Origin of the sequence: Ureibacillus sp. 179-F W5.1 NHS (assembly GCF_045369345.1) — a bacterium.
In the GTDB taxonomy this organism is placed as follows: Bacteria; Bacillota; Bacilli; order Bacillales_A; family Planococcaceae; genus Ureibacillus; species Ureibacillus halotolerans.
Genome location: NZ_JBIQFG010000006.1, coordinates 1 through 26,278 on the forward strand (window position 1 = coordinate 1; position 26,278 = coordinate 26,278).

The 26,278-nt window shown below is 35.1% G+C and carries 29 protein-coding genes and 1 other annotated feature; of the genes, 25 read left to right on the top strand and 4 right to left on the bottom strand.

Going from position 1 to position 26,278, the window contains the following annotated elements; genetic code table 11:
• The first annotated feature begins 193 nt into the window (after positions 1-193).
• From ACH0B5_RS04515 to ACH0B5_RS04540, 6 genes are all read left to right on the top strand, one after another.
• Positions 194-955 (top strand): tRNA threonylcarbamoyladenosine dehydratase, encoded by a 762-nt coding sequence (locus ACH0B5_RS04515; RefSeq protein ID WP_122971413.1) that lies wholly within the window; start codon positions 194-196, stop codon positions 953-955.
• A 92-nt stretch (positions 956-1,047) separates the two neighbouring features.
• Positions 1,048-1,470 (top strand): hypothetical protein, encoded by a 423-nt coding sequence (locus ACH0B5_RS04520; protein WP_122971412.1) that lies wholly within the window; start codon positions 1,048-1,050, stop codon positions 1,468-1,470.
• Between the two features lie 190 nt (positions 1,471-1,660).
• Entirely contained in the window at positions 1,661-2,176 is a 516-nt protein-coding gene (locus ACH0B5_RS04525; RefSeq protein WP_122971411.1) for a hypothetical protein, read from the top strand.
• A 458-nt stretch (positions 2,177-2,634) separates the two neighbouring features.
• On the top strand, positions 2,635-3,183 hold the full coding sequence (locus ACH0B5_RS04530; protein ID WP_158599672.1) for a sigma-70 family RNA polymerase sigma factor: 549 nt from the start codon (positions 2,635-2,637) through the stop codon (positions 3,181-3,183).
• Positions 3,176-3,337, top strand: coding sequence for a YvrJ family protein (locus ACH0B5_RS04535; RefSeq protein ID WP_122971409.1), 162 nt, complete (start codon positions 3,176-3,178; stop codon positions 3,335-3,337). Before ACH0B5_RS04530 ends, ACH0B5_RS04535 begins: the two co-directional genes overlap by 8 nt.
• Before the next feature lie 2 nt (positions 3,338-3,339).
• Positions 3,340-3,546 carry a hypothetical protein gene (locus tag ACH0B5_RS04540; RefSeq protein ID WP_122971408.1) on the top strand — a complete coding sequence of 69 codons (207 nt, stop codon included), beginning with the start codon at positions 3,340-3,342 and terminating at the stop codon, positions 3,544-3,546.
• 187 nt (positions 3,547-3,733) lie between these two features.
• On the opposite strand, the gene ACH0B5_RS04545 is transcribed toward ACH0B5_RS04540, so the two are convergent.
• The gene (locus tag ACH0B5_RS04545) at positions 3,734-5,020 is read right to left on the bottom strand and encodes a replication-associated recombination protein A (protein ID WP_122971407.1); all 1,287 of its coding nucleotides are present in this window, start codon (positions 5,018-5,020) and stop codon (positions 3,734-3,736) included.
• Positions 5,021-5,139: 119 nt separating this feature from the next.
• On the opposite strand from ACH0B5_RS04545, the gene cymR reads away from it, so the two are divergent.
• The 5 genes from cymR to ACH0B5_RS04570 all read left to right on the top strand — a co-directional run bounded on the left by cymR (position 5,140) and on the right by ACH0B5_RS04570 (position 10,164).
• On the top strand, positions 5,140-5,559 hold the full coding sequence (cymR, locus tag ACH0B5_RS04550; RefSeq protein ID WP_122971406.1) for a cysteine metabolism transcriptional regulator CymR: 420 nt from the start codon (positions 5,140-5,142) through the stop codon (positions 5,557-5,559).
• A gap of 44 nt (positions 5,560-5,603) precedes the next feature.
• Complete coding sequence (locus ACH0B5_RS04555) at positions 5,604-6,746, top strand: cysteine desulfurase family protein (protein WP_406927468.1); 1,143 nt, start codon at positions 5,604-5,606, stop codon at positions 6,744-6,746.
• A gap of 21 nt (positions 6,747-6,767) precedes the next feature.
• Positions 6,768-7,889, top strand: a complete 1,122-nt coding sequence (gene mnmA / locus ACH0B5_RS04560; RefSeq protein ID WP_122971405.1) for a tRNA 2-thiouridine(34) synthase MnmA — start codon at positions 6,768-6,770, stop codon at positions 7,887-7,889.
• Between the two features lie 124 nt (positions 7,890-8,013).
• A complete protein-coding gene (locus tag ACH0B5_RS04565; RefSeq protein ID WP_122971404.1) occupies positions 8,014-8,673 on the top strand; it encodes a tetratricopeptide repeat protein in 660 nt (219 codons plus the stop codon).
• Positions 8,674-8,949: 276 nt separating this feature from the next.
• Positions 8,950-10,164 (top strand): NupC/NupG family nucleoside CNT transporter, encoded by a 1,215-nt coding sequence (locus tag ACH0B5_RS04570; RefSeq protein WP_122971403.1) that lies wholly within the window; start codon positions 8,950-8,952, stop codon positions 10,162-10,164.
• 122 nt (positions 10,165-10,286) lie between these two features.
• Here ACH0B5_RS04570 and hisA read toward each other — a convergent pair whose 3' ends face one another.
• Entirely contained in the window at positions 10,287-11,045 is a 759-nt protein-coding gene (gene hisA / locus ACH0B5_RS04575; RefSeq protein WP_122971402.1) for a phosphoribosylformimino-5-aminoimidazole carboxamide ribotide isomerase, read from the bottom strand.
• A gap of 182 nt (positions 11,046-11,227) precedes the next feature.
• Between hisA and recD2 the strand changes: the two genes are divergently transcribed.
• The 5 genes from recD2 to ACH0B5_RS04600 all read left to right on the top strand — a co-directional run bounded on the left by recD2 (position 11,228) and on the right by ACH0B5_RS04600 (position 16,250).
• Entirely contained in the window at positions 11,228-13,705 is a 2,478-nt protein-coding gene (gene recD2 / locus ACH0B5_RS04580) for an SF1B family DNA helicase RecD2 (protein WP_122971401.1), read from the top strand.
• A 12-nt stretch (positions 13,706-13,717) separates the two neighbouring features.
• Positions 13,718-14,113, top strand: a complete 396-nt coding sequence (locus ACH0B5_RS04585; protein ID WP_122971400.1) for a VOC family protein — start codon at positions 13,718-13,720, stop codon at positions 14,111-14,113.
• Positions 14,114-14,184: 71 nt separating this feature from the next.
• Entirely contained in the window at positions 14,185-14,835 is a 651-nt protein-coding gene (locus ACH0B5_RS04590) for an SIMPL domain-containing protein (RefSeq protein ID WP_122971399.1), read from the top strand.
• A gap of 149 nt (positions 14,836-14,984) precedes the next feature.
• Entirely contained in the window at positions 14,985-15,413 is a 429-nt protein-coding gene (locus ACH0B5_RS04595; RefSeq protein WP_122971398.1) for a DUF1801 domain-containing protein, read from the top strand.
• A gap of 66 nt (positions 15,414-15,479) precedes the next feature.
• On the top strand, positions 15,480-16,250 hold the full coding sequence (locus ACH0B5_RS04600; protein ID WP_122971397.1) for a sporulation protein: 771 nt from the start codon (positions 15,480-15,482) through the stop codon (positions 16,248-16,250).
• Positions 16,251-16,285: 35 nt separating this feature from the next.
• Here the strand turns inward: ACH0B5_RS04600 and yeiL are convergent, their stop codons facing one another.
• Positions 16,286-16,948, bottom strand: coding sequence for a transcriptional regulator YeiL (yeiL, locus tag ACH0B5_RS04605; protein ID WP_241559283.1), 663 nt, complete (start codon positions 16,946-16,948; stop codon positions 16,286-16,288).
• A 167-nt stretch (positions 16,949-17,115) separates the two neighbouring features.
• On the opposite strand from yeiL, the gene ACH0B5_RS04610 reads away from it, so the two are divergent.
• On the top strand, positions 17,116-18,270 hold the full coding sequence (locus ACH0B5_RS04610; protein ID WP_122971395.1) for an MFS transporter: 1,155 nt from the start codon (positions 17,116-17,118) through the stop codon (positions 18,268-18,270).
• 9 nt (positions 18,271-18,279) lie between these two features.
• Here ACH0B5_RS04610 and ACH0B5_RS04615 read toward each other — a convergent pair whose 3' ends face one another.
• On the bottom strand, positions 18,280-18,963 hold the full coding sequence (locus tag ACH0B5_RS04615; RefSeq protein ID WP_122971394.1) for a TerC family protein: 684 nt from the start codon (positions 18,961-18,963) through the stop codon (positions 18,280-18,282).
• A gap of 150 nt (positions 18,964-19,113) precedes the next feature.
• Here ACH0B5_RS04615 and ACH0B5_RS04620 point away from each other — a divergent pair, with 150 nt between their 5' ends.
• From ACH0B5_RS04620 to mltG, 8 genes are all read left to right on the top strand, one after another.
• Positions 19,114-19,350 carry a hypothetical protein gene (locus ACH0B5_RS04620; protein WP_406927469.1) on the top strand — a complete coding sequence of 79 codons (237 nt, stop codon included), beginning with the start codon at positions 19,114-19,116 and terminating at the stop codon, positions 19,348-19,350.
• A 227-nt stretch (positions 19,351-19,577) separates the two neighbouring features.
• The gene (locus ACH0B5_RS04625; RefSeq protein WP_406927494.1) at positions 19,578-19,895 is read left to right on the top strand and encodes a GNAT family N-acetyltransferase; all 318 of its coding nucleotides are present in this window, start codon (positions 19,578-19,580) and stop codon (positions 19,893-19,895) included.
• A 66-nt stretch (positions 19,896-19,961) separates the two neighbouring features.
• Positions 19,962-20,192 (top strand) — a binding site (T-box leader).
• 125 nt (positions 20,193-20,317) lie between these two features.
• Positions 20,318-22,978, top strand: a complete 2,661-nt coding sequence (alaS, locus tag ACH0B5_RS04630) for an alanine--tRNA ligase (protein ID WP_406927470.1) — start codon at positions 20,318-20,320, stop codon at positions 22,976-22,978.
• 138 nt (positions 22,979-23,116) lie between these two features.
• Positions 23,117-23,383 (top strand): IreB family regulatory phosphoprotein, encoded by a 267-nt coding sequence (locus ACH0B5_RS04635; RefSeq protein WP_122971392.1) that lies wholly within the window; start codon positions 23,117-23,119, stop codon positions 23,381-23,383.
• A gap of 7 nt (positions 23,384-23,390) precedes the next feature.
• Entirely contained in the window at positions 23,391-23,807 is a 417-nt protein-coding gene (ruvX, locus tag ACH0B5_RS04640) for a Holliday junction resolvase RuvX (RefSeq protein WP_122971391.1), read from the top strand.
• A 184-nt stretch (positions 23,808-23,991) separates the two neighbouring features.
• On the top strand, positions 23,992-24,300 hold the full coding sequence (locus ACH0B5_RS04645; RefSeq protein WP_122971390.1) for a DUF1292 domain-containing protein: 309 nt from the start codon (positions 23,992-23,994) through the stop codon (positions 24,298-24,300).
• A 75-nt stretch (positions 24,301-24,375) separates the two neighbouring features.
• Positions 24,376-24,891 (top strand): DUF1292 domain-containing protein, encoded by a 516-nt coding sequence (locus ACH0B5_RS04650; RefSeq protein ID WP_122971389.1) that lies wholly within the window; start codon positions 24,376-24,378, stop codon positions 24,889-24,891.
• A 261-nt stretch (positions 24,892-25,152) separates the two neighbouring features.
• Positions 25,153-26,274: an endolytic transglycosylase MltG gene (gene mltG / locus ACH0B5_RS04655; protein WP_174232656.1), complete on the top strand. Its 1,122-nt coding sequence runs from the start codon at positions 25,153-25,155 to the stop codon at positions 26,272-26,274.
• Positions 26,275-26,278: the final 4 nt, after the last annotated feature.

Consider the following 26,278-nt stretch of genomic DNA (forward strand, 5'->3'; position numbering starts at 1 on the left):
AAGCCGGTGAAATTTTACTTTTCGTAAAATTTCACCGGCTTTTTTTATTTAGAGGAGGGTTTTGTCCCAGCCTCTTTATTTTTGTGCGTATCTCTTTTTCGTATACTTTTGATTGTTTCGATACAAATTTACAGTATAATGGGCTATATGTTATAATTCCGATTAGTAAAATATAGATTGAGAGGCATAAAATATGTTACATCAGTTTTCAAGAAACGAACTTGCGATTGGAAAAGAAGGACTTGAAAAATTAAACAATACAACAGTTGCCATATTAGGAATCGGTGGTGTAGGTTCTTTTGCTGCAGAGGCATGCGCCCGCAGTGGAGTCGGACGTATTATTTTAGTTGATAAAGATAATGTCGATATTACAAATATAAATCGCCAATTAGTAGCGTACCTTTCTACAGTTGGAAAATCTAAATCTCACATTATGAAAGAACGAATTGCAGACATCAATCCTGATTGTGAAGTAATCGATATGCATATGTTCTATACAGAAGATACTTATGAAAAATTTTTCGAACAAGGAATTGACTATGTTATTGATGCATCAGATACAGTAATGTATAAAATCCATTTAATGAAAGAATGTTTAAAACGAAACATTCCAATCATTTCTAGCATGGGTGCTGCAAATAAAATGGATCCAACTCGATTTAAAATTGCCGACATTTCAAAAACCCATACAGATCCGTTAGCTAAAGTAATTCGTACAAAGCTTCGTAAAGAAGGAATTCATAAAGGAGTCATGGTTGTTTTCTCAGATGAATCACCTATTGTTGTTCGTCCTGATGTGGTTGAAGAGGTAGGAAATCCTAATGCCCAAATACGAAAAGCTAAAATGCCACCTTCATCCAATGCCTTTGTTCCTTCCGTTGCTGGGTTAATTGCAGCAAGTTGGGTCATTAATGACATATTAAAAGATGTAAAAATTACACGAGTTCAACAATAAATACTTTATAATAGTTGGGTAACCTAAAATACGGGTTACCCTTTTTACATGTTAAATAGCTTCAAACCTAATTATATAAAGGAGAAAGTAGATTGGACAATTTTACGGAGCTGGAATATAGAGGCTTAAATATATTAGATGAAATAAGTACAGTTGAGTTAGCAATCGATTGGGAATTTCAAAGAATACATGTATTGGATACAAACAAGGTTGTAGAACCGGAATATCATTTTTCAACGAAAAGCTATCAGTTGAGCGAAGGGTTCTTTAAAATGATTGATGTTTTAAATGATAAACATTTTTTGACGCTCCATTGCGATGAAGTAATTCAAAATGAATATAGCGGCTATACATGGTACTTTTACGGGTCAAGAAATTACATATTAAAATATGAGAAATCAAATATTTTCGAAGTTGAGAAAATGGATCAGTTGAATGAAGAAAAAATAAAAAATCATTATTTATATACAAAATATATAGATAAATTACAATCTTCGGGAATAAAATTGTTTTAATAAAATAATAAATTCGGTGCCTTTGGAATGAAATTTCTGAAATTAGCAGTTGAATAATCTTCAAAAATGAAGTAATTTCACATATATATCACATTTTTTTAGTAAATTTTTATTTTAAGAAAAAATTTCAGAACAATGTTGGTATAGTATGGGTACCTAAAGTTTTATGGGGAATAGGGGAGGAATGGAAATGTCAACAAAAGTTCCAATGACAAATAATGCGTTAAATTTAGTGGAGCTAAATGACCGTATGGAAGAGATTGTATTTAACTATATTGATACAACTCAAAATTGGGAGAAAGCTTATACGAACTTAGATGAATTAGTAAATAGTGCAGTCAATCACTTTAATCATTATGTAAAGGCGAATGGGGAATTGCCAAAGGAAAATACTTATTGGGTATTATATATGAATGTTGTATGTAAATTACTTTATTTCCATACAATTTCTCACTATCATGTACAAGTTAATCTAGGACGAGATGTGAAGAAAGAAATTTTAAACTTGTTAACGGTAGCTGCCAATTGTATTCCGGATGTCCATTTAGAAGATCATGCTGAATTTTTAAAAGAAGTAACAACTAGTTATGAAAATATAGAACTTTATAATGGAAAACATGGGGAATTTGAAAAAATGATTGTTGCTCAAAATAATCGAGTAATAGATTGTATAAAAACTTTTTCCACTTATTCCATGAATCGTTAAATCATAAAAAAAGGTAAAATTGCTTTGGCAATTTTACCTTTTTTTATGAAAAGAATTATTGAAGAATGGCAATTTTATTTATTCGTATAACATTTATATGTTATTCATATGCGTTTTTTACAATTTTTCAATAATTTTTATCGTTCAAAGTTGTTCTAAGGGTTGTTATTTTTGTGCTAGATTGTCCTTTATAAAGTAACTAAACAAATTATTACACCTCAAAGTAAAAAATTTTCTTAAACTATCTATAGCCTCATACAAAAAATTCTACCTTTCCAATAGTCCTAGGTTTTTCCGGTTTAAAATTCGTAAAGTTATTTACAAATTTGGTCGAAATAATAGGAACATTTTCTAAAAATAATTCCAAGAATATGGTATATGTACTCTTTTAGGCTTTTATCGTTTCCTTTTATAATTTAATAAAACAAATGTTCTATTGTTAAGGAGGGATGATGATAGTGGAAATTCAATTTAAGAACCCATTATTAAAAGCTTTTTTAGCAGACGCAGAACATTTGGAATTATATAAACAATACTGTCGTACACCGAATGATTGTATAAAACAAATGATTAATGACCGTTTTATCCAATTTTATATTCGCATTCGAGCCGTAGCCTATTTCTCAAAAATTATCCACTATACCGCTCGCAACTTTGATATAGAAAGAAGAAAGTATGATCAGCGATATGTATTAAATTTGGATAGTACAGGCAATGAATCTAATAACGAAGGGTCTATCACTTTAAAAGAACTTATCGTAGATGAATCTGCAACAAAAAGTTTTTATGAACAAATTGAAGATGACTTAGAACAACATATTCAAAATCCTAATTTATATAAAGCAATTCTTTCGTTAAACGAGAGACAAAAGCACATTTTATATCTATCATTCATTATTAATTATTCCGATACAGAAATAAGTAAAAAATTGAATGTCACGCAACAAGCAATATCAAAATCAAAAAATAATGCTTTAGCGAAAGTGAGGCGAATGATCGATGCTTGATGAGGGTCAATTAATTAACTTAATTAGTAACATTGGTTTCCCGATTGCTGTCTCGATTTACTTATTACTTCGCTTTGAAAAGAAGATTGAAGGTCTAGAACAAACGATTCAAAAGTTGGCGACGGAAGTAGAATTAATAAAAAACAAGGAGTGATTATGATTAAAGAATATATATCTCCATTGGAATTGTTGGAACTTCTAAGGCCGAAAATAAAGAAAGAATTGTATCAAACGGATGCGAGATATCGTGAAGATTTGGAACAAGAAATTGTTACGAAAATTTTAGAAGGATTAAGAACAAAAAAATTTCACAGCATCCCTACTTTTTTTGAATTAGTTGAAAAGGAAAAACAACCAAAGTAACACGATGAACAACTTGTCGGTCGTCTATTGATGTTTGAATTTGATTTACAATTACTAAAGGGGTTTAATGGAGACAAATAACAACCTCTTTTGAAAAATTTTTAATTAAAACTTTTGTAATAGTTCAAAAAGCCTTTAAAATAGGGAAAAAGAAGTTGCTCCTCATTGTCGGGGGCAACTTCTTTTTTTAAGTTCCTTTTTTAAATGATTTCAATTTATCATAAATAGCAGCCATTCGTTTTTCTTCACCAGCAATAACAGGTTTATAAAATTCTTCATTTGCTACGTTATCTGGCAAATATTGTTGATCAACCCAGCCTCCAAAGGTGCCAAGGGGATAATCATGGGGATATTTATAACCGACATGTCCCAACGTTTTCGCTCCTGCATAATGACCATCCCGGAGGTGGAGCGGAATTTCTCCCGTTTTACCTTCGTGAATTGCAGAAATTGCCGCATCTAATGCAGAGTAGGCAGAATTAGATTTCGGCGATAAACACATTTCAATAACTGCGTTGGCCAATGGGATGCGAGCCTCGGGTAGCCCTAAAGTTTTAGCTGCTTCAGTTGCAGCATAAACATGGGCGCCAACTGCTGAATTTGCTAATCCGATATCCTCATATGCCATGACAAGAAGTCTTCTACAAACAGCGATTAAATCTCCATTTTCGAGAAGATGGGCTAAATAGTAAATTGCTGCATTCGTATCACTACCACGTACCGATTTTTGCAAGGCAGATAGTAAATTATAAAAGTGGGAACCACCTTTATCACCATAAACGCCAATTCGTTCCGATAAATGTTCTACAATATGATCTTGAACAATCGTTTTATTATCAACTTCGTCAGAGGCGTAATAAATTGATTCTAATAATGTTAATGCTTTTCTTGCATCTCCGTTTGAAGCGAGGGCTATTTTTTGAATTTGTTCCTCAGATATGACGATATCGATTTTCCCTAAACCTCTTTCTTCGTCTTCAAGGGCGTTTGATATTAACTTAGCGATATCATCTTGAGAGAGCCGTTTCAGTTGAAGAATTTCCCCACAACGTGATCGGATGGCTGGATTTACATCATGAAAAGGATTTTCGGTCGTAGCTCCTATTAAAATGATGGATCCATTTTCTACGTGGGGTAATAACGTATCCTGTTGTAATTTATTAAACCGATGAATTTCATCGAGAAATAAAATCACTTTCCCAACAAGTCGCGCTTCTGACACAATTTGTTCTACATCCTTTTTCCCCGCATGGGTTGCATTTAACGAGAAAAAAGGAAGTTTCGAACTACCAGCAATGGCGTTTGCAATGGAGGTTTTCCCAATTCCGGGCTCTCCATATAAAAGCATTGAAGGGACATGACCATTTTCAATCATTTTATAAAGGGCAGTGTCTTTTCCGATTATGTGTTGTTGTCCGACGACTTCATTTAAGTTACGAGGTCGCATTCGAAATGCTAAAGGTTCGTTTTGCATGTCTTCATCCTCCAAAGATTCCTTTTACTATATTTAATATTAGACCTTTTCCAAGTGGAATTAAAGGATATATGATATACTTGAGCATAGAAATGGACAAGAAAAATAGAGGTGTTATAATGAAAATTTCTACAAAGGGTAGATATGGACTAACGATTATGATTGAATTAGCAAAACATTATGGAGAAGGACCAATTCCATTGCGCCAAATTGCAGCAGAAAAAGATTTATCTGAAGCCTATTTAGAGCAACTGGTTTCTCCCCTTCGTATTGCTGGTTTAGTAAAAAGTGTCCGTGGAGCTTATGGAGGGTATTTATTAGCATTACCACCAAGTAAAATTTCCGCTGCAGATGTAATTAAAGTTTTAGAAGGACCAATTCAACCTGTAGAAGGAATTGAAAATGAAGAAGCACCGCAACAACAATTATGGATTCGAATCCGCGATGCTGTAAAAAATGTCCTTGATACAACTTCGATTGAAGATTTAGCAAGACACGATGAAGAAACCGAATTCGACGGTTATATGTTTTATATTTAATATAAACGAAAGTGGATTCAAGATTAAAGGAGCTTTTAATGACAATGGAAACAATATATCTAGACCATGCAGCGACTTCACCTATGCATCCAGAAGTCATTCAAGCGCTGGCATCAGCTTTTGAACAAACCTATGGAAACCCTTCTAGCATTCATACAGCAGGTAGACAAGCGCGAAAGGTATTAGATGATGCTCGTACTATACTTGCAAAGGCAATCGGTGCAAAAGATACAGAAATCATTTTTACGAGTGGTGGAACTGAGGCGGATAACACGGCTATTTTTGGCGTTGTAAATAGTTTGAAGTATCAGGGAAAACACATTATCACAACGCAAATTGAACACCATGCTGTATTAAATGCATGTGAAAAGTTGGAAAAAGAAGGCTTTGATGTAACATATTTACCAGTTGATGAAAGTGGTCGTATTTCGCTGGAAACTTTTAAAAATGAGCTTCGAGAGGATACGATATTAGTTACAATTATGTATGGCAATAATGAGGTTGGAACAATTCAACCGATTGCAGAAATTGGTGAATTATTAAAGGACCATCAGGCGATTTTCCATACGGATGCAGTCCAAGCTTTTGGCATCGAAAAATTGGACGTTGATCAATTACAAGTTGATTTACTAAGCGTATCAAGTCATAAATTAAATGGTCCTAAAGGGATTGGTTTTTTATATCAACGAACTGGCACCCCATTAGTGGCAACATTTTTTGGAGGCTCTCAAGAGAAGAAAAGAAGAGCAGGTACAGAAAATGTTCCAGCTGCCGTTGGATTCGCAAAGGCAGTCGAAATTGCTCAACGGGAAATGGAAACAAAGAATGAGCAATTACAACAATTTCGTCAACTATTTTTACAAATTTTAGACGAAGAAAGTATTCAATATAAAGTAAATGGAAATAAGGAACATGTATTACATCATGTGTTAAATATTAGCTTTAAAGGGATGGAAGTAGAGTCCTTTTTAGTTAATTTAGATATGGCGGGTGTTTATGCATCAAGCGGTTCTGCTTGTACAGCAGGATCTATTGATCCATCCCATGTACTCGTTGCTATGTTTGGAAAAGATGCTGCTGAGCTACGTAATTCTATTCGTTTTAGTTTTGGATTAGGTTTGACGAAGGAGTTAATTGAAGAGGCAGCTCGTCGAACAGCAGCAATTGTAAAAAGACTTGCGAACTAATAGAGAAAAGGTGAAACGACAATGGTAGAAACAAGAGACCCATCACAAATCCGCGTTGTTGTTGGAATGTCAGGTGGGGTTGATTCCTCTGTTGCTGCCTATTTATTAAAGCAACAAGGATATGACGTAATCGGGATTTTTATGAAAAACTGGGATGATACAGACGAATTTGGTGTATGTACAGCTACAGAAGATTACGATGATGTAATCAAAGTATGTAATCAAATTGGAATCCCTTATTATGCGGTTAATTTTGAAAAACAATATTGGGATAAAGTATTTACCTACTTTTTAGAAGAATATAAAGCAGGTCGTACACCAAACCCAGATGTTATGTGTAATAAAGAAATTAAATTTAAAGCTTTCCTAGATCATGCGATGAAATTAGGGGCGGATTATTTAGCGACAGGTCATTATGCCCGAGTGGAAGAACGGGACGGAGAAGTGTTGATGCTGCGCGGTGTTGATAACAATAAAGATCAAACATATTTCTTAAATCAACTATCTCAAGAGCAATTAAAACATGTTATGTTCCCAATTGGCGATATAGCAAAACCGGAAGTTCGTAAAATTGCGGAAGAAGCAGGATTAGCTACTGCAAAGAAAAAAGATTCGACAGGGATTTGCTTTATCGGCGAACGGAACTTTAAAGAATTTTTAAGTCAATATTTACCTGCCCAACCAGGTAAAATGGAAACTTTTGATGGTCGTGTCATGGGAACTCATGATGGCTTAATGTATTATACAATTGGTCAACGCCACGGTTTAGGTATTGGAGGAGACGGTGATCCTTGGTTTGTACTAGGGAAAGATTTACAACGAAATGTGTTGTATGTTGGTCAAGGTTTCCATCACGATGCCCTCTATTCCACATCATTAAATGCTGTGAAAATGAGTTTTACCTCCGATCAACCAAAGCCTTCTAAATTTAGTTGCACAGCAAAATTCCGTTATCGTCAAGATGATACGCCGGTGGAAGTTGAACTATTAGAAGATGGTCGAGCTCATATTACTTTTGCAGAACCTGTAAGAGCTATTACACCTGGACAAGCTGTTGTTTTATATAATGGGGAAGAATGTCTCGGTGGTGGTACAATTGATGAAGTGTTTAAAGATAGTGAAAAATTAACTTATGTAGGATGACAAACGCAAATAAAGTAATCGTTTTGATTGTTTTCATGAAACGAAAGAATGAAATACTATATAAGTGCTACTCAGGCTTATCGTCAAGAGATGACGGTAAGCCTAGTTTTAAGAGGTGAGAAATTTGGATTTTAATGAAAAGGGAATACTTGCTTTCCAAGAAAAACGGTATGAAGATGCAGCGAAAGCTTTTACGGAAGCAATTGAAAATAATCCGGATGATCCGATTGGTTATGTGAATTTTGGTAACTTACTTGCTGCGATGAATGACAATGAACGAGCAGAACGTTTTTTCCAAAAAGCAATTACCGTTGATGAAACAACGGCTACAGCATACTATGGATTAGCCAATTTATATTACAATTCGGAAAGATTTATCGAAGCTGCGAAACTATACCAAAAGGCCATTGACCTAGGAATTCAAGGTGCAGATGCTTATTATATGTTAGGGAAATCCTTTGAACGGGATGAAAAATTTAAACTAGCGTTACCTTATATGCAACGTGCAGCTGAACTTGCCCCTAACGACTTACAAATAAGATTATCTTATGGTATTTTACTTTGCTCATTGGAAATGTTTGATGTTGCAAAGGGAGAATTACAATTTGTTCTTGATCAAGATCCAAAAAATGCAGATGCCCATTATAATATTGGGGTATTATATGCGGTAGCTACTGAGGATACTGAAAAAGCGATGGAGCATTTAAAAGAAGCATATACGATAGAACCGAATTTTGATCAAGCGAAATATATTTATGATATGATTAGTCAAAGGTTTAATTAAAGGATGGAAAAGTCGACCAAAAAAGGTCGACTTTTTTATTTAGCAAATAGTCATTAAGTGGAATGAAATCATGATTTAGATAAATAATAAGGTCGAAATAGAAATACCACTTTTCTGCCTTTTTAAAATACTGTGTGAACTATGAAAACTTTGAATAATTTTTTATTTCATGATTTCTACATTCATTTGATACTATATTACGTATATTTTAATTATCGGTCTTTGTCGAGTAATAATTGAGATAAAATTTGAGTTTTTACAGAAGTAGGTGTCTTGATGAATATTTTATGGGGTTTTATTGGTATTTTAGTTATTTTTATTATTGCTTTTTTAATATCAAGCAACCGTAAATCCATTAATTGGAGAACTGTATTTGCCGGTTTAGCGATACAATTAGCCTTTGCCTTTATCGTGCTGAAATGGGAATTTGGCCGCACAGTATTATTAAAAATATCAGAGGCTGTTCAAAATTTAATTAGTTACGCTAATGAAGGGATCTCTTTCGTATTTGGACCTTTAGCAGATCCTGATTTTACTGGTGCTACCGTTTTTGCTCTGAGCGTATTGACGATTATTATTTTCTTCTCTTCGTTAATTTCCGTATTGTATTATTTAGGAATTATGCAATTTGTCATTAAAATTATTGGTGGTGCACTGTCAAAAGTTTTAGGGACAAGTAAAGCGGAATCTGTTAACGCAGCGGCAAATATTTTTGTTGGTCAAACAGAAGCACCTTTAGTCATCCGTCCTTTTTTAGGGAAAATGACAAAATCTGAGCTGTTTGCTGTTATGACAGGTGGGTTAGCATCTGTATCAGGTTCTGTTCTTGTTGGATATTCATTATTAGGGGTACCGTTAGAATACTTAATTGCTGCAAGTTTTATGGCCGCTCCAGCAGGATTAGTATTAGCGAAACTGATGATTCCACAAACTGAAGAAGTCGATGATTCTGCTTTTACGTTAGCAAAAGATTCAGATTCAGTAAATGTCATTGATGCTGCAGCTCGTGGCGCGAGTGACGGAATGAAACTTGCTGTTAATGTTGGTGCGATGTTACTAGCATTTATCGCTCTTATTGCCTTAATTAACGGGATTATCGGTGGTATTGGTAGTATTTTTGGATTTGACGGAATTACCTTAGAAGGAATTTTAGGTTATATTTTCTCACCAATTGCTTTTGCAATAGGGGTACCATGGTCTGAAGCTGTACAAGCAGGTTCATTCATTGGACAAAAATTAGTTTTAAATGAATTTGTAGCTTATTCAAACTTTGCACCAGAAATCGCAAATCTTTCAGATAAAACAGTCATGATTGTTAGCTTTGCATTATGTGGTTTTGCAAACTTAAGCTCAATGGCAATTTTAATTGGTGGTTTAGGTGCAATGGCTCCTAGTCGAAGACCTGTCATTGCGAAATTAGCTGTAAAGGCTGTAATTGCAGGTACATTAGCTTCTTTACTTAGCGCATCCATCGCAGGTATGTTCTTATAAAACTTATTTATTAAAAAAATCTGCTTTTCTACGGGTGTAGGTAAAACGTTTTTTCATTCATTAAGTAATGAGCATTCAGCGTTTCATCCTACATATTCCCCGTGGAACGAGCAGATTTTTTATTATTTTCCATTGCAATATAATATAACATCCCGGTAGCTTAAATCACCGCCAAATATATTTAAGGCACTTCCAATAGTTACATGCAATTTACCCTTTGATAGTTCTTTGAATTTTTTAAGATCAGCTATTGAACGGACCCCACCAGCATAGGTTGTTGGAATGGATGTCCATTTTGCTAAATCTTGAATTAAATCTTCTTGCATCCCACTTCTTTTTCCTTCTACATCAACGGCATGGATTAATAATTCATCGCAATATTGTTCGATAAATGGAATCGTTTGTTTATTTACTTCAAATTGACTAAATTTCGCCCATTTATCCGTCACAACAAACCACTTACCATCTCGTTTACGGCAACTTAAATCAATGACAATATGTTCTTTTCCCACTGTGTTCACCAGTTTTTGTAATCGCTCCATATCGAGCATACCATCATGGAAAATATAAGAAGTTACAATAACATGGGAAGCTCCAGCCTCAATATATTTTTTGGCATTATCACTTGTAATGCCACCTCCTACTTGCAAACCGTTCGGATAGGTGTTCAATGCTAGAAGGGCTGCTTCTTCATTTCCTGACCCGAGCATAATAACATGGCCACCTGTTAACTTGTCCTTTTTAAACATATTGGCAAAATAAGCTGAATCTTGTTCTGCGACAAAATTTTCGACAACGTTTTGATCTTGATGACCTAATGTGCTTCCTACGATTTGTTTAACCTGTCCATCATGTAAATCTATACAAGGTCTAAATTCCACTTAATATCACGAGTCCCTTCCATACCTTTTCGTCTATATATACAAAACAATTTATAAATTATCATAGCATTGGTACTAAAAAATATCGAGGTTAGATTACTGGACCTTTGGATTTTGTAAGACACATAAAGGGGACATATGGTAAAATCAAATGTACTAAAGGCAAGAAAAGGAGTATTAGGATGGCAGAAAATCTTAATTTATTTGAAGTAAATAAATTGTTTATTCTTGGCCGTCCAATTGTGTCCATTTTTCATAATGCGACAAATATGTATTCGATTGTTCGGGTAAAAATACAAGAAACGAATTTACAATATGATGATAAAGAAATTATTGTGGTCGGCTATTTCCCAAAACTTAATGAGGAAGAATTATATCGTTTTACAGGGGTTTTAAAAAATCATCCGAAATACGGTCAACAATTTCAAGTAGATACATTTGTTAAAGAGGTGCCTGCAACGGAACAAGGCATTATCAATTACTTATCAAGTGATTTATTTTCTGGAATTGGGCGAAAAACAGCCGAAACAATTGTTCATCAATTAGGGGTGGATGCCATTAAGCGAATTATGGAAGATCCATCTGCATTAGATACAGTACCGCGACTGAACGAAGAAAAAAAAGAGACGATTCGCCAAACATTGGAGCAAAATTTAGGTTTGGAACGAGTCATGATCCAATTGAATGAATGGGGATTTGGTCCTCAACTTTCTATGAAAATATATCAAACTTATCGGGAAGAAACGATATCACTACTTACGGAAAATCCATATCGCTTAATTGAAGATGTGGAAGGTGTAGGTTTTGGACGGGCTGATGAACTTGGCAGAAAACTAGGGATTGAAGGAATCCATCCAGATCGGATCAAAGCTTGCATATTTCATGTTTTAACAAATGCAGCATTGTCAGACGGACATGTATACGTAGATGCAGAACAAGTTTTACCCCATGTAAAATCTATTCTTGAACAAAGCCAACCACAGGAAATTCCTTATGATGTAATTTCAAAGGCAATTATTGAAATGCGAGAGGAAGATAAAATTTGTGGGGAAGAAACACGAATTTACTTACCTTCTTTATATTTTAGTGAGATTGGCATCGCTTCGAAAATACTAGAATTATTAAATCAAAATGAAAAAGAAAGATTTTCAAAGGATGAAGTTCGAAAAGCTATTGGTGAAGTGGAAGAACGACTAGAGGTTTCCTATGCTGAAACTCAAGCAAAGGCGATTGAATGTGCTTTAAATTCCTCTGTCATGATTTTAACTGGAGGACCTGGTACGGGGAAAACGACGGTAATTCGAGGACTAGTGGAAGTATATGCTGAACTTCACGGGCTATCGCTAAACCCGAAAGATTATGCAAAAAAAGAAGAGCCTTTCCCTATTGTTTTAGCAGCTCCGACTGGGAGAGCGGCAAAAAGATTAGCCGAGTCAACGGATTTGCCAGCAATGACGATCCATCGCTTGCTTGGATTTAACGGCCAAGAAAAAGAGGAAGAAACGGAACGGGAAGTAGAGGGACGTCTTGTCATCATCGATGAAATGTCCATGGTTGATACTTGGTTAGCCCATCAACTATTAAAAGCTTTAAGCAAAGACGTTCAAGTAGTATTTGTTGGGGATCAGGATCAACTACCACCAGTAGGCCCTGGCCAAGTGTTAAAAGACTTATTGGCTTCAAAGCAAGTACCAACTGTAGAATTAACTGACGTTTACCGACAAGCGGAAGGATCTACGATTATTGAACTTGCCCATCAAATTAAAAAAGGAGATATACCAAATACCCTTTCCAATAAAACGACGGATCGCTCCTTTATAAAAGCATCGGCAGATCAAATTGCTAGTGTCGTTACTCAAGTTGTGAAAAGTGCCCTTGCAAAGGGACAGTCTATTCGAGATATACAAGTTTTAGCACCTATGTACAAAGGTCCTGCGGGAATTGATATGTTAAATAAAAAGATTCAAGAATTAGTTAATCCAAACGAAAATGGTACGAGAAAAGAACTCGTATTTGGTGATGTCGTTTACCGTATAGGTGATAAAGTTTTACAACTTGTCAATCAACCGGAAAGTAATATTTTTAATGGGGATATGGGCGAAGTAATTGCCATAATGCGGGCTAAGGAAACAGTGGAAAAACAAGATTTACTAGTCGTTTCCTACGATGGGAATGAAGTGACTTATCAGCGAAGTGATTTAAATCAAATAACCCTTGCCTATTGCTGCTCTATTCATAAATCCCAAGGAAGTGAATTCCAAACAGTGATTATGCCGATCGTTAGAAGTTATTCCAAAATGCTCCGTCGGAATCTTTTATATACCGGCATTACTCGGGCGAAAAACTTTCTAATTCTTTGTGGTGAACCGGATGTCTTTGCTAATGGACTTTCGAAAACCGATGATTTAATGCGTTTAACGACGTTAAAAGTAAGGTTAAATCCAGAGGAAAGTATGACGAAGGAAGAGCAATTAAAGGATAATGATTCTTCCCAAGACGTAAAGCAATTAAAAGAAGTTGATGAACAGCAAGCAGCTTTTTATGTAAACGGAGAAGTTGTAGCACCTATATTAAATATGGAAACGGCACCTTATATTCATCCACTAATCGGAATGGATGGAGTAACCCCGTATCACTTTCTAGAGGACGACGAAAAGTAAAGGAGTATTATAATGACAAAACTTACACCCTTCCTCATGTTTCAAGGCCAAGCTGAAGAAGCAATTCATCTTTATATAACCGTATTTCAAGATACAAATATTGTTTCACTAACAAAGTATGGGGAGGAACAACCAAGTCACAAAGGGAAAATTGCCAATGCAGTCATTTCCATTCATGGCCAAACCTTTTACTGTCATGATAGTGTCATTACTCATGAATTCACCTTTACACCGTCTTTTTCGATGTTTGTTGAATGTGATTCAGAACAAGAGCTTGAGGAAGCCTTTGCGAAGTTATCGAAAAATGGACAAGTTTTAATGCCATTAGATGGTTATGGGTTTAGTAAGAAATTTGGTTGGGTACAAGATCCTTTCGGTATTTCATGGCAACTTAATTTAAATGAATAATTTATAATTAGACAAAATTCCTACCTCCCATGCATATAGTAGTTCTATGTGAAAAGGGAAGGTGGTATTAGTTGGATCATTTAAATGTTTATCAACATCCTTCTTACAAAGTACGGGTGATTTCAGTCGTTGGAAATAGTCAGATTGAAGTAAAACCAGATTATGCCCAACTGCAAATTGAAGTGGTGACTCAAGGAGAAAATATTACGGAAGTCCAAACTGAAAATGCTAATAAAATGAACCAGGTTATAGAAGCTCTATTGGCTTTAAATATTGAACGCCAAAATATTCAAACGGCTTATTTTAATATTTTCCCCCGCTACGACTATATTGAAGGGAAGCAAGTGTTTAGAGGCTACGAAGTATCCAATGCTATTCAAGTAGAAGTTGATAACATTAGTGAAGTCGGAATGGTCATTGATCAAGCAATAAAAAGTGGAGCCAATCGTATAACGGGACTTGAATTTAAATTAAGAAATGAAGAGGCCTATTATAATAGTGCTTTGCAATTGGCGCTGCAAAATGCCCATGAAAAGGCATTAGCTATCGCTAGTTCTTTGCGTCTTTCTTATATGCCCCAACCGATTGAAATCGTTGAGGAATCTTCAGGAGGACCTATTTTATTGAAAAATGTTGCAATGACCCAACGACTTTCTGAGACACCGATTGAACCAGGTACGATTACCGTTGAAGCGACTTTGAATGTGAAGTATCAATATTAATCGAAGTTTTTATAGAGAAATTTGGAGTGCTATTGGATTAGTACTCCTTTTTTAAAGGGAAAAATAGTCTCCATATGGAATACTACTGAGAGCGTAGAAAAATTAAAATAGGAATGAATATGGAAAAGTGGTTTAAAAGGTGGTCGATTATGGGTAAGTATGAACAAAAAACAAAAAAGACAAATCAAAGCGTAATGGAATTTATTGAATCTGTAGAAAGTCCGAAGAAAAGGGAAGATGCCTACCATCTATTGCAAATTTTTGAAGAAACATCGGGGTTTGAAGGGAAAATGTGGGGACCGAGTATTATCGGATTTGGTTCTTATCATTACAAATATGCATCGGGTCATGAAGGAGATGCTCCTCTTATTGGATTTTCACCTAGAAAAGCAAAAATTAGTTTATATTTTGCCCCTGGTGATACAGACAGAGAAACATTATTAGAGAGATTTGGAAAACATACGGTTGGTAAAGGTTGTGTTTATATTAATAAACTTACAGATATTGATCAAGAAATATTAAAGCAACTCATTAGTCAATCCATTCAATTTTTACAAAAAACGTATCCTCAAAATTGAAACTTTTTTCAATCGGTAACGTAAAACAAATATAGATTGAAATTAAAAAAGGTAGGAGTGCTGAAAATGTCATTTTTTAATAAGATGTTAGCAAGTATTGGTGTAGGTGCTGCAAAAGTAGATACAAAATTAGAAAAGTCATCTTTTGTTGCTGGAGAAGTCATCCGCGGGGAAGTGGAAGTTTATGGTGGTAATGTGGAGCAAAGTATTGATGCCATCTATTTAACGTTATACACAACATATATTAAAGAAATTGATGATCATAAAGTGACAGCAAAAGCTCCAATTCAAAAATTCCGAGTAAGTGAACCATTTACAATTAATGTCAATGAAACAAAAATAATTCCATTTTCATTTACATTACCATATGATACGCCAATTACAGTTGGGAAAACAGAAGTATGGGTTGCAACAGAATTAGATATTCGTAGCGGTGTTGATTCAGATGATAAGGATTACATTGAAATTCGTCCATCTGAAATAGCGTCAAAAATTTTAGATGAAGTTCAACAGCTTGGATTTAGATTACGAAAAGCAGATTGTGAACAAGCTTCTTACAAATATGCTCGAAACTATCCATTCCTTCAAGAATTTGAATTTGTTCCAACTGGCGGAGTATTTAGAGGGAGACTCGATGAGTTAGAACTCGTTTTCCTATCTCAAACAGCTCAGTCTGCAGAAATTCTACTTCAAGTAGACCGAAAAGCGAGAGGTTTTGGTGGATTTTTAGCAGAAGCGTTAGATGTGGATGAAACGAATATAAGAATGACAATTACACAACAAGATCTACATAATTTAAATGAAGTATTAAAACAAACGATTGCAAAATATGCTTAAAAAGAAGGGTGTTCCAATGTTGGAATACCCTTTTCTTATACTTCCCGTGCAAGTTCTTGAAGCTTTTGTCTATCAATAATTTCATAGCCTTTATTACTTTTTCGAATCATGTTTGACTGACAAAAATGGGCGAAGGTGTGAAGTAAATGTCGATAGGACACGCCTAAATATTCACTAATTTCCGTATGCTTTTCTTTATAAAAATTATCGTCAGAAGACATTAAAATAAAAGCGGCTAATCGATTTTCAAGGGGATATGCTTGAGTTTGAGAAAATCGGTTTGTCGTTTGTGTCATTTTATTGCCTAAAAATAAGCAAAGTTCCCTTAAAAATACCGAATCAGCTAGTAGTTTTTGTTTACATGCATTATAAGGAATTGAGAAACAGACCGTTTTTGTTACAGCTTGAATCCCTTTTGTATATTTTTGAGCATTTAATAATTCCACTTCCCCCATAAAACTAGGGGAGGTAATAAAATTGATTAACGATACCTTTCCGTTTTTATGTGTGACATATAATTTCGCCTTTCCTTCTACCATGTAGTAAAGGGATTCAGGTAAGGAACTTTCTTGGAAAATATATTCTCCTTTTTCAAATGCACAAACTTGAACGAAGGGGGAAATATCAAAGGAAAAGAAAGATTGAAAGGAATATTGATTCATGTAATCTTCTTTTCGTTTTCCTGTTATCAATTGCACCATTATTCCTCCAATAATCATTACAAAGTTTTGTAGTACAAAACAAAAAATAGAGTAAATTCTGTTTTTAAACGGATTGTCAACAAAAGGGAAATGTGAGATATCTCACATTATTTTAAATGACAACGTGCTATTATTCAATATAGATTGGAGGTTACAGCACGGCTATGAACAATCAACGGTGGTTATCTCAAAATTTCTTTCTATTTTTCTTTACATGGGGCGTATATTTACAATATTGGTCAGGTTGGTTATCAGGTGCTAAAGGATTAACGGTTCAAGAAGTAAGTTTTATTATGGGTTTTGGTTTAGTCGCCAGAGCATTTTCAACGATGTTTATTTATCCCTTTGCTTCGAAATATTTTAGTGATAAAAAATTAACGCTATTGTTAGTAATTAGTTCCTTAATAGCGGCACTATTATACGTACCTTTTAATACCTTTCCAGCTTTATTTGCCATTACATTGATTTTTAGTTTATTTTATCCTTCGTTATTACCGGCTATTGAAAGTAGTGCTTCTACCCTTGTTCAGCAAACAAAGATACATTACGGTAAAAGCCGATCCTATGGTTCTATCGGTTTTGTCATTTCCGTTTTAATTCTAAGTGTGATGATAGGCTATGTAGGGGAAAAGGTGATTTTATGGGCAATGATTGGCTATTTAATGATTATGTTAATTCTTCAAATTATGCCTACGCCGGAAGTGTTATTAGCTAAACCGACAGTAGAAGATCGAAGTCGAGCCTTTTCTATGAGAAGTTTATGGAAAGTTAAAGGCTTTCCTGTAGTCATGATTATCGTCATCCTTTTACAAGGTTCTTTAGCATCCTACTACAATTATAGTTACATTTATTTACAACAATACTTACAAGTAAATACGTTTTATATTGGTATGATTTTGAACGTAGCAGTCCTATTTGAAATTTTATTCTTTTTAATAGCGGACCGTCTCTTTGCTAATAAGAAAATTTCAACTTTATTTTTCATTGCAGCAATTGGTTCTACATTAAGATGGATCATCATTTTTGTATTTCCAAATGTTGGGGCATTTATTTTTTCCCAAACATTACATTCGGTTTCCTTTGCAATGGCCCATTATGCCTTCATCCAATACATTACGAAAAGTTTACCAAAACAACAAATTGCCAATGCGCAAGGGTTGTATTCCGCCTTGGCAACAAGCTTAAGTGCGGCAGTTTTAACATTATTCGGAGGATATTTATACGATATTACGCCGGGTCTTGCATTTTTAGGAATGACCATTTTCACGATTCCAGCAATCATCATCATTTTACTTTCAAAAAAAGCGTATCAAATATAAAAGTCGTCCCTATTTAGGGGCGACTTTTCGCAGTTTTATAAAATATTTCGTTAGTAATCCAAAAGTAATTACGACAACGACAAGAAGAACTTCAAATGTGTAAATAGCCATTTGAGATGGGAATAGGGGAGCCATATAAGCATCCTTTGAAATCATTTTAGAAGATGTCCATGCTAATACCGCTGCGCCTAAAACAATAATAATAGGAAAACGTTCCATTAATTTTGTTACAACGGTACTTCCCCAAACAACAATCGGAATCGAAACGATTAATCCTATGGCTACGAGCAAAATATTTCCATGGGCAGCTCCGGCTACTGCAATAATATTATCTACTCCCATTAATAAATCGGCTAAAAGAATGGTCCCGATAGCTCCCCAAAAATTCTTTTTCGTTTGTTTAACATTGATTTCTTCTTCGGTAAGAAGTAGTTTGTAAGAAATATATAGTAACAATACACCACCAATTAACAATAATCCGTCAATTTCTAATAATTTAACAGCGACTAATGTTAAGACAATTCGTACGAAGATGGCACTAAAAGTTCCCCAAAAAATGACTTTCTTTTGCTGGTTTTTAGGTAAGTTTTTGGCAACTAGTCCAATTAATAAAGCATTGTCGCCAGCAAGAACTAAATCGATGAAAATAATAGAAAGTAAAGCGGTGAAAAATTCAACAGATAATAAGTCCACTATGTATTCGCTCCAATCTATAAGGTAGTCCCCTTAACAAAACAATATATGTTATTTGATTTGTTTTCAGAAGCTTTTTAATTGGTTGAAAGTTTCATTCGTATATGATAGTTTCTTAATAATTTAGATTGGGAGAAGTAGGTGAATAAGGTGATTAGAAAATTAACAGAAAAAGATAGAGAAAAGGTGATGAACTTTGTTCTAAAAAAGCCAGCCGAAAATTTATTTATCATTGGAGATATTGAAGCGTATGGTTTTGAGACAGAGTTTCAAACTGTTTGGGGTCAATTCAATGAGTATGGCGAGTTGATGGCAGTTCTATTCAAATATGAAGGAAATTACATACCGTATGCTGAAGGCGATATCAATTGCCATTATCAATGGTGACCCGAAAATGACTGATTTATCTGGTTTGAAACCAATTGTAGAAAAATTAGAATCACTAGTAGTAAAAAATATGAAAAGCAGTAATTCATTTTATTAATGCTAAATGCCAACGTTTAAAAGTTTCTAAAACAAAGGATGAACTGGAGTCTGTCGAAGTTTTAAACGTAAAAGAATTAGAAGAACTTGTAGCTCTTTTAAAAGGTGTTCCTGAATTTCAGCATGCAAACATAACAATTGAGTCGAAAAGAAGGACGCTTGAAAATAAAACCGGTAGAACGTATTTCATTCGAGTGAACGGTGAAATGGCCACAACTGCTTCCACAACGGCAGAAAATAGTTCCTCTGCCATGATTGTTGCTGTGGCAACAAAGAAACAATATAAACGGCAGGGACTTGCAACGGATTGTATGATTAAGTTATGTCAAGATTTGTTAAAAGAAGGGAAGGAACTTTGTTTATTTTATGACAATCCGGATGCTGGTAAAATTTATAAACGATTAGGTTTTGAGGATATTGGTTTTTGGAATGTTTATCGATATGAGTAAAAGTTGAAGAAAATAGTTATAATTGACATAAGGCACCCCTTTTCATATAATTTAGAACAGAATATATGAAACACGATGATGGAACAAGTACGTTACTGTATACGAACAGAAAAGGATTCCTTGGCTGAAAGAATCTTGCGTTAAACAGTTACGGAAAGCTACTCCAGAGTGCAGCTAATCCCTGCCGTTCACTTACGTTACAGTGCTTGAGATATAAGTTTGCTCTAGTCATTTCAGCTATATGAAGCTAACTTATAAATTAGGGTGGTACCGCGAGCTATAGTCTTCGTCCCTTTGTGGGATGAAGACTTTTTTATTTGGATTAAACATTGGTCTTATTAATTATTCCATCGTTTTTGAAAGGTACACTGGAACACCATCATGTTAACAAATTTATTCATTTATTGGAGGTATATTGGAAGATGAAAGCATCAGAAATTCGTCGCAAGTATTTAGAATTTTTCATTGAAAAAGGTCATGCTCAAGAACCATCTGCACCACTAGTGCCAATCAATGACCCATCTTTACTATGGATTAACTCAGGGGTTGCCACGTTAAAAAAATATTTCGATGGTCGTGTCATTCCTGACAATCCACGTATTACGAATGCACAAAAATCTATTCGTACAAATGATATTGAAAATGTAGGGAAAACAGCTCGTCACCATACGTTTTTTGAAATGTTAGGAAACTTCTCAATTGGTGATTACTTTAAGAAAGAAGCAATTCATTATGCATGGGAGTTTTTAACTGATCCAAAATGGATGGGCTTTGATCCTGAACTTTTATCGATTACGATTCATCCAGAAGACCAAGAAGCATATGATATTTGGAAAAATGAAATCGGCATTCCGGAAGAACGTTTAATTCGTATTGAAGGGAACTTCTGGGATATCGGAGAAGGTCCATCTGGTCCAAACTCTGAAATTTTCTACGACCGTGGCCCTGAATACGGTAATGATGAAAACGATCCAGAATTATATCCTGGTGGAGAAAATGAACGTTATCTAGAAATATGGAACTTAGTATTTTCACAATTTAATCATAACCCAGATGGAACATACACACCGCTACCTAAACAAAATATTGATACAGGTATGGGGTTAGAACGTATGGCATCCGTTGTACAGAATGTTCCAACTAACTTTGATACGGATTTATTTATGCCGATTATTGAAAAAATTGAAGAATTCGCAAACCGTTCCTATAAACGCCCAGGCGAAATCGATTTAAAAGAAATTTTCGGTAGTGAAGAGGATGTAAATACACCATTTAAAGTGATTGCTGACCATATTCGTACCGTTGCTTTTGCAATTGGAGATGGTGCTCTTCCTTCAAATGAAGGACGCGGTTATGTATTGCGCCGACTATTACGACGTGCAGTAAGATATGCAAAACAAATCGGTATTGATAAACCGTTTATGTTTAAATTAGTTTCTACTGTTGGCGAAATTATGCAAGATTTCTATCCAGAAGTAAAAGAAAAAAGAGAATTTATCGAGCGGGTTATTAAAAACGAGGAAGATCGCTTCCATGAAACCCTTGATGGTGGTTTAGCTATTCTGTCTGAAGTAATTGAGAAAGAAAAAGCTGCTGGAAATAATGTTATTCCTGGTAGTGATGCATTCCGTTTATATGATACTTATGGCTTCCCAGTAGAATTAACGGAGGAATATGCACAAGAAGCTGGTATGACAGTGGATTTAGAAGGCTTTGAAAAAGCGATGGATGAACAAAGGGAACGTGCCCGCGCAGCTCGAGCGGATGTCGATTCTATGCAAGTTCAATCTGAAGTATTAGCCAATTTAACGCAAGAATCGAATTTTGTAGGTTATGAAACGTTACAAACTGAAACGAAAGTCGTTGCAATCGTTTCAAATGGTCAAATGGCGGAATATGCTTCAGAAGGTGAAGAAGTTCTTGTCCTTTTAGCAGAAACACCTTTTTATGCGGAGATGGGTGGACAAGTAGCTGACCATGGTAAAATTTCTAATGATTCATTTACAGCTTTTGTAAAAGATGTTCAAAAGGCACCGAACGGTCAACCGCTTCATACCGTTGTTGTAGAATCAGGTGAAATGCGTGTGGATGATGTTGTTACAGCAATGGTGGATCGGGATGAACGTAATCTTGTAGTAAAAAATCATACAGCTACACATATTATGCAACGAGCATTAAAAGATGTTCTAGGAGATCATGTTAACCAAGCTGGTTCTTATGTAGGGCCAGACCGTTTACGTTTTGACTTCTCCCACTTTGGCCCTGCTACAAAAGAAGAGTTAGAAAAAATTGAACGTATTGTAAACGAAAAAATTTGGGATGATATTGAAGTAGTCATTGAAGAGATGCCAATTGCTGAAGCAAAAGCAATCGGAGCGATGGCACTATTCGGTGAAAAATACGGAGATATTGTTCGTGTTGTTCAAGTAAGTGATTATTCGATTGAACTTTGCGGCGGTATCCATGTAAAACGTACTTCTGAAATTGGTTTATTTAAAATCGTTTCTGAAGGTGGTATAGGGGCTGGAACACGTCGAATTGAGGCGGTTACTGGTAAAGCGGCATTCGAAGCAGTAAAAGAAGAACAACGTATTTTAGAACAATCCGCCGCTTTATTAAAGGCGAATCCTAAAGACTTAGTAGCACGTGTTGAAACTTTACAGCAAGAATTAAAAGAACAACAACGAGAAAATGAAGCATTATCCCAAAAAATTGCGAATGCACAAGCTGCTTCTGTACTAGATGCTGCACAAAAAATTGGCGATATTACAGTACTATCAACAAAAGTAGAAGCGAAAGACAACAATCAACTTCGTCAAATGATGGATGATTTAAAAGGTAAACTAGAAAAAGCTGTTATTGTACTTGGCGCAGTTGATGGCGACAAAGTCATGTTATGTGCTGGTGTAACAAAAGATATTGTCGGAGGAAAATATCACGCAGGAAATATTGTGAAATCAGTGGCAGAAGCGTGTGACGGTAAAGGTGGCGGTCGTCCGGATATGGCGATGGCAGGTGCGAAAAATGCATCAAAACTTGATGAAGCGCTAGTTTCTGTGTATGATTACGTTAAATCCATTTAAAAATATTTTCTTTCTGTTACAAAATATGGTCAGAATTCCATCCTGATATTTGATTGAAATGGTTTATCGGTTATAATAAAGAGAATAGAGATGTTTTTCCGTTAACATCTCCTTATTACTGAAAGCGAGGTGCTGGTCTTGAGTTCGTTTGATAAAACAATGAAATTCAGTTTTCCAGAAGAGTCAATGGAACAAGAAGTAAAGCAAGTGATGTTGAAGGTGTACTCTTCACTAGAAGAGAAAGGGTATAATCCTACTAACCAAATTGTAGGTTATCTTTTATCTGGTGATCCGGCATACATCCCTCGCCATCAGGATGCAAGAAACTTAATACGCAAGCTTGAACGTGATGAAATTATTGAAGAGCTCGTAAAATTTTATATTAAGAAGAATAACGAGGCATAATAGGTATATGAGAGTAATGGGTTTAGACGTTGGTTCCAAAACCGTAGGCGTTGCAATTAGTGATGCCTTAGGATGGACAGCGCAAGGTATAGAGACGATACAAATAAACGAAGAAACAGGCGATTTTGGCATCGAACGTATAAAAGAACTTGTTAAAGAATATGCTGTTACAGAATTTGTAGTAGGCTATCCGAAAAACATGAACAATACGGTCGGTCCTCGTGGCGAAGCTTCCGAGAATTATAAAAAGCTACTGGAAGATTCCTTTCATTTACCTGTAAAGCTCTGGGACGAACGTTTAACAACAATGGCTGCAGAGCGAATGCTCATTGAAGCGGATGTAAGTCGTAAAAAGCGTAAAAAGGTTATTGATAAAATGGCGGCTGTTATGATCCTTCAAGGATATTTAGATAGCAAGAATTAACATTCGCTAAAAAGAGCGAATGTTAATTCTCTGCCCCGAAAGCGAAGCGACAGGGGCAAGATACATTCGGTAAAAAGAGCGAATGTTAATTCTCTGCCCCGAAAGCGAAGCGACAGGGGCAGAAAATAAATACTAGTGATATAAAGTATATCCAGTTTTAAATTTAATGAAGAGGTGACCAATAATGGTACATGAACACGATCACGAACAACATCGTCATATTACTATCGTCGATGAAAATGGAAACGAACAACTATGCGAAGTGCTACACACTTTCGATTCTGAAGAATTTGGTAAATCCTATGTACTTTATTCATTAGTAGGTGCTGAAGAAGATGATGAAGGTCAAATTGAAATCTTTGCATCATCGTTCGTTCCTTCTGAAAATGGCGAAGATGGAGAATTAGAGCCAATTGAAACAGAAGAAGAATGGGATTTAATTGAAGATGTGTTAAATCAATTAGAAGACCAATTAGATGACGAAGAAGAATAAGAAGTAAAATAAATATTATAATAAAAAAGGTAGGCTCATTTTGCCTACCTTTTTTAAATAGTAGGAGGTACATGAATGGACGATCAATTATTTAAGCTTCAATTAGAGGATGGCTCTGAACAATTATGTAAAGTGGTTATTACATTTGATACAGATGATCAATCCTACGTTTTATATTCTTTAGTGGATGAAGAGGGGAATGAAAGCGAAGAAATTTCAGCCCTTCGTTATGAATTGGGAGACAATGGTGAAATGACGAATTTTTCTTCCCTTGAAACAGAAGAAGAATGGGATATGGTAGATGAAGTATTAAATACGTTAATTGCTGAATTTGGTGAAGATGGTAATTATTTTACGATTTCTGATGAAAACGGTGAGGAAATTGTTTGTGAAGTTATCCATCGTTTTGAATTAGAAGAATTTAATAAGTCGTATATTCTTTATACCTTTGCAGATCAAGAAGAAGTAGGGGAAATTTATGCAGCTGCATATATTCCAGGAGAGAACGGAGAAGTTCTTGATTTACTGCCAATTGAAAAGGAAGAAGAATGGAAACAGGTTGAAAAAGAAGTAGAAGCCTTAAGTGAATAGTAATGATAAAAACGTTATGACTCTCATAGCGTTTTTTTGTATTAAAAAATTTTTGTAGATAAAACATATTGCTCCTTTAGTTCCAGTAGGTACTCGTCGCAAATGAACATTACTCAAACTCAAGTTTTGAGAAGGAATATTTAACGCCTGTCGCAAGCTTTCGGCGCAGATAAACCATGTCTCTAACCCGTAAGAGACATGTTTTATTGTCACCATTTGTATTTTCTTGTATCATATTAGGAGATGTGAGGGGGTACGCTAGTGGATAGTGATTCTAAAAAACAGAAAATGATAGAGAAATTAAACGTACGAAAATCAGAAGGAAGAGTTGTAAGACGGATTGTAACGATTGTGACGCTTGCTATTTTGTTAATTGTATTGGTAGTAGGTGTTAGTGGGTTTTTCTATGTGAAATCTGCTATGAAACCAATTGATCCTGAGGCAACTGCTGAGATTGAAGTAGAAATTCCAATGGGTTCAGGGATAACAATAATTTCTAGTATTTTAGAAGAAAAGAAGGTTATCAAAGATGCCCGAGTTTTTAAATATTATACAAAGTTTAAAAATGCAACGAATTTTCAGGCTGGTAACTATGTCATGACTCAAGCAATGACTTTTGATGAAATTATCGAAAGCTTGAAGACTGGGAAAGTATATCGAGAACCTTTATTTACCCTTACCATTCCAGAAGGTTTGACGTTAGAGCAAATATCTAAAATTGTTGAAAAACATACAAATTATACGGCTGAACAGTTTATGGAAAAGGTAACAAATAAAGAATTTATTCAAAACATGATGGGGACATTCCCTGATTTAATTACGGAAGAAGTTTTTAATGAAAACATTCGCTTTGCCCTTGAAGGATATTTATATCCTGCAACTTATTCCTTCTATGAAGAAAATCCGTCATTAGATGATATTATTAAAATGATGATTTCTCAAACAAATGATATTGTTGTGGAGTATAGTGCATTGCTACAGGAAAAAGAAATGACACCACATCAATTATTAACCTTTGCCTCTCTTTTAGAAGAAGAAGCAACAGCACAGACGGATCGAGCAACTATTGCGAGTGTATTTTATAATCGTTTAGATGCAGATATGCCTTTGCAAACAGATCCAACTGTACTTTATGCATTAGGTTCCCATAAAGAACGGGTTTTATATGAAGATTTAGAAGTGGACAACCCTTATAACACGTATAAAAATCCGGGGTTACCACCTGGACCGATTGCCAATGCAGGAAAAGTTTCAATTGAATCTGCCCTTAGTCCGACCGATACTGACTATTTATATTTCTTAGCGGATAAAGAAGGAAACAATCACTTTGCCAAAACATACGATGAACATTTGAAAAATATAGACCAATATTTACAACAATAATAGT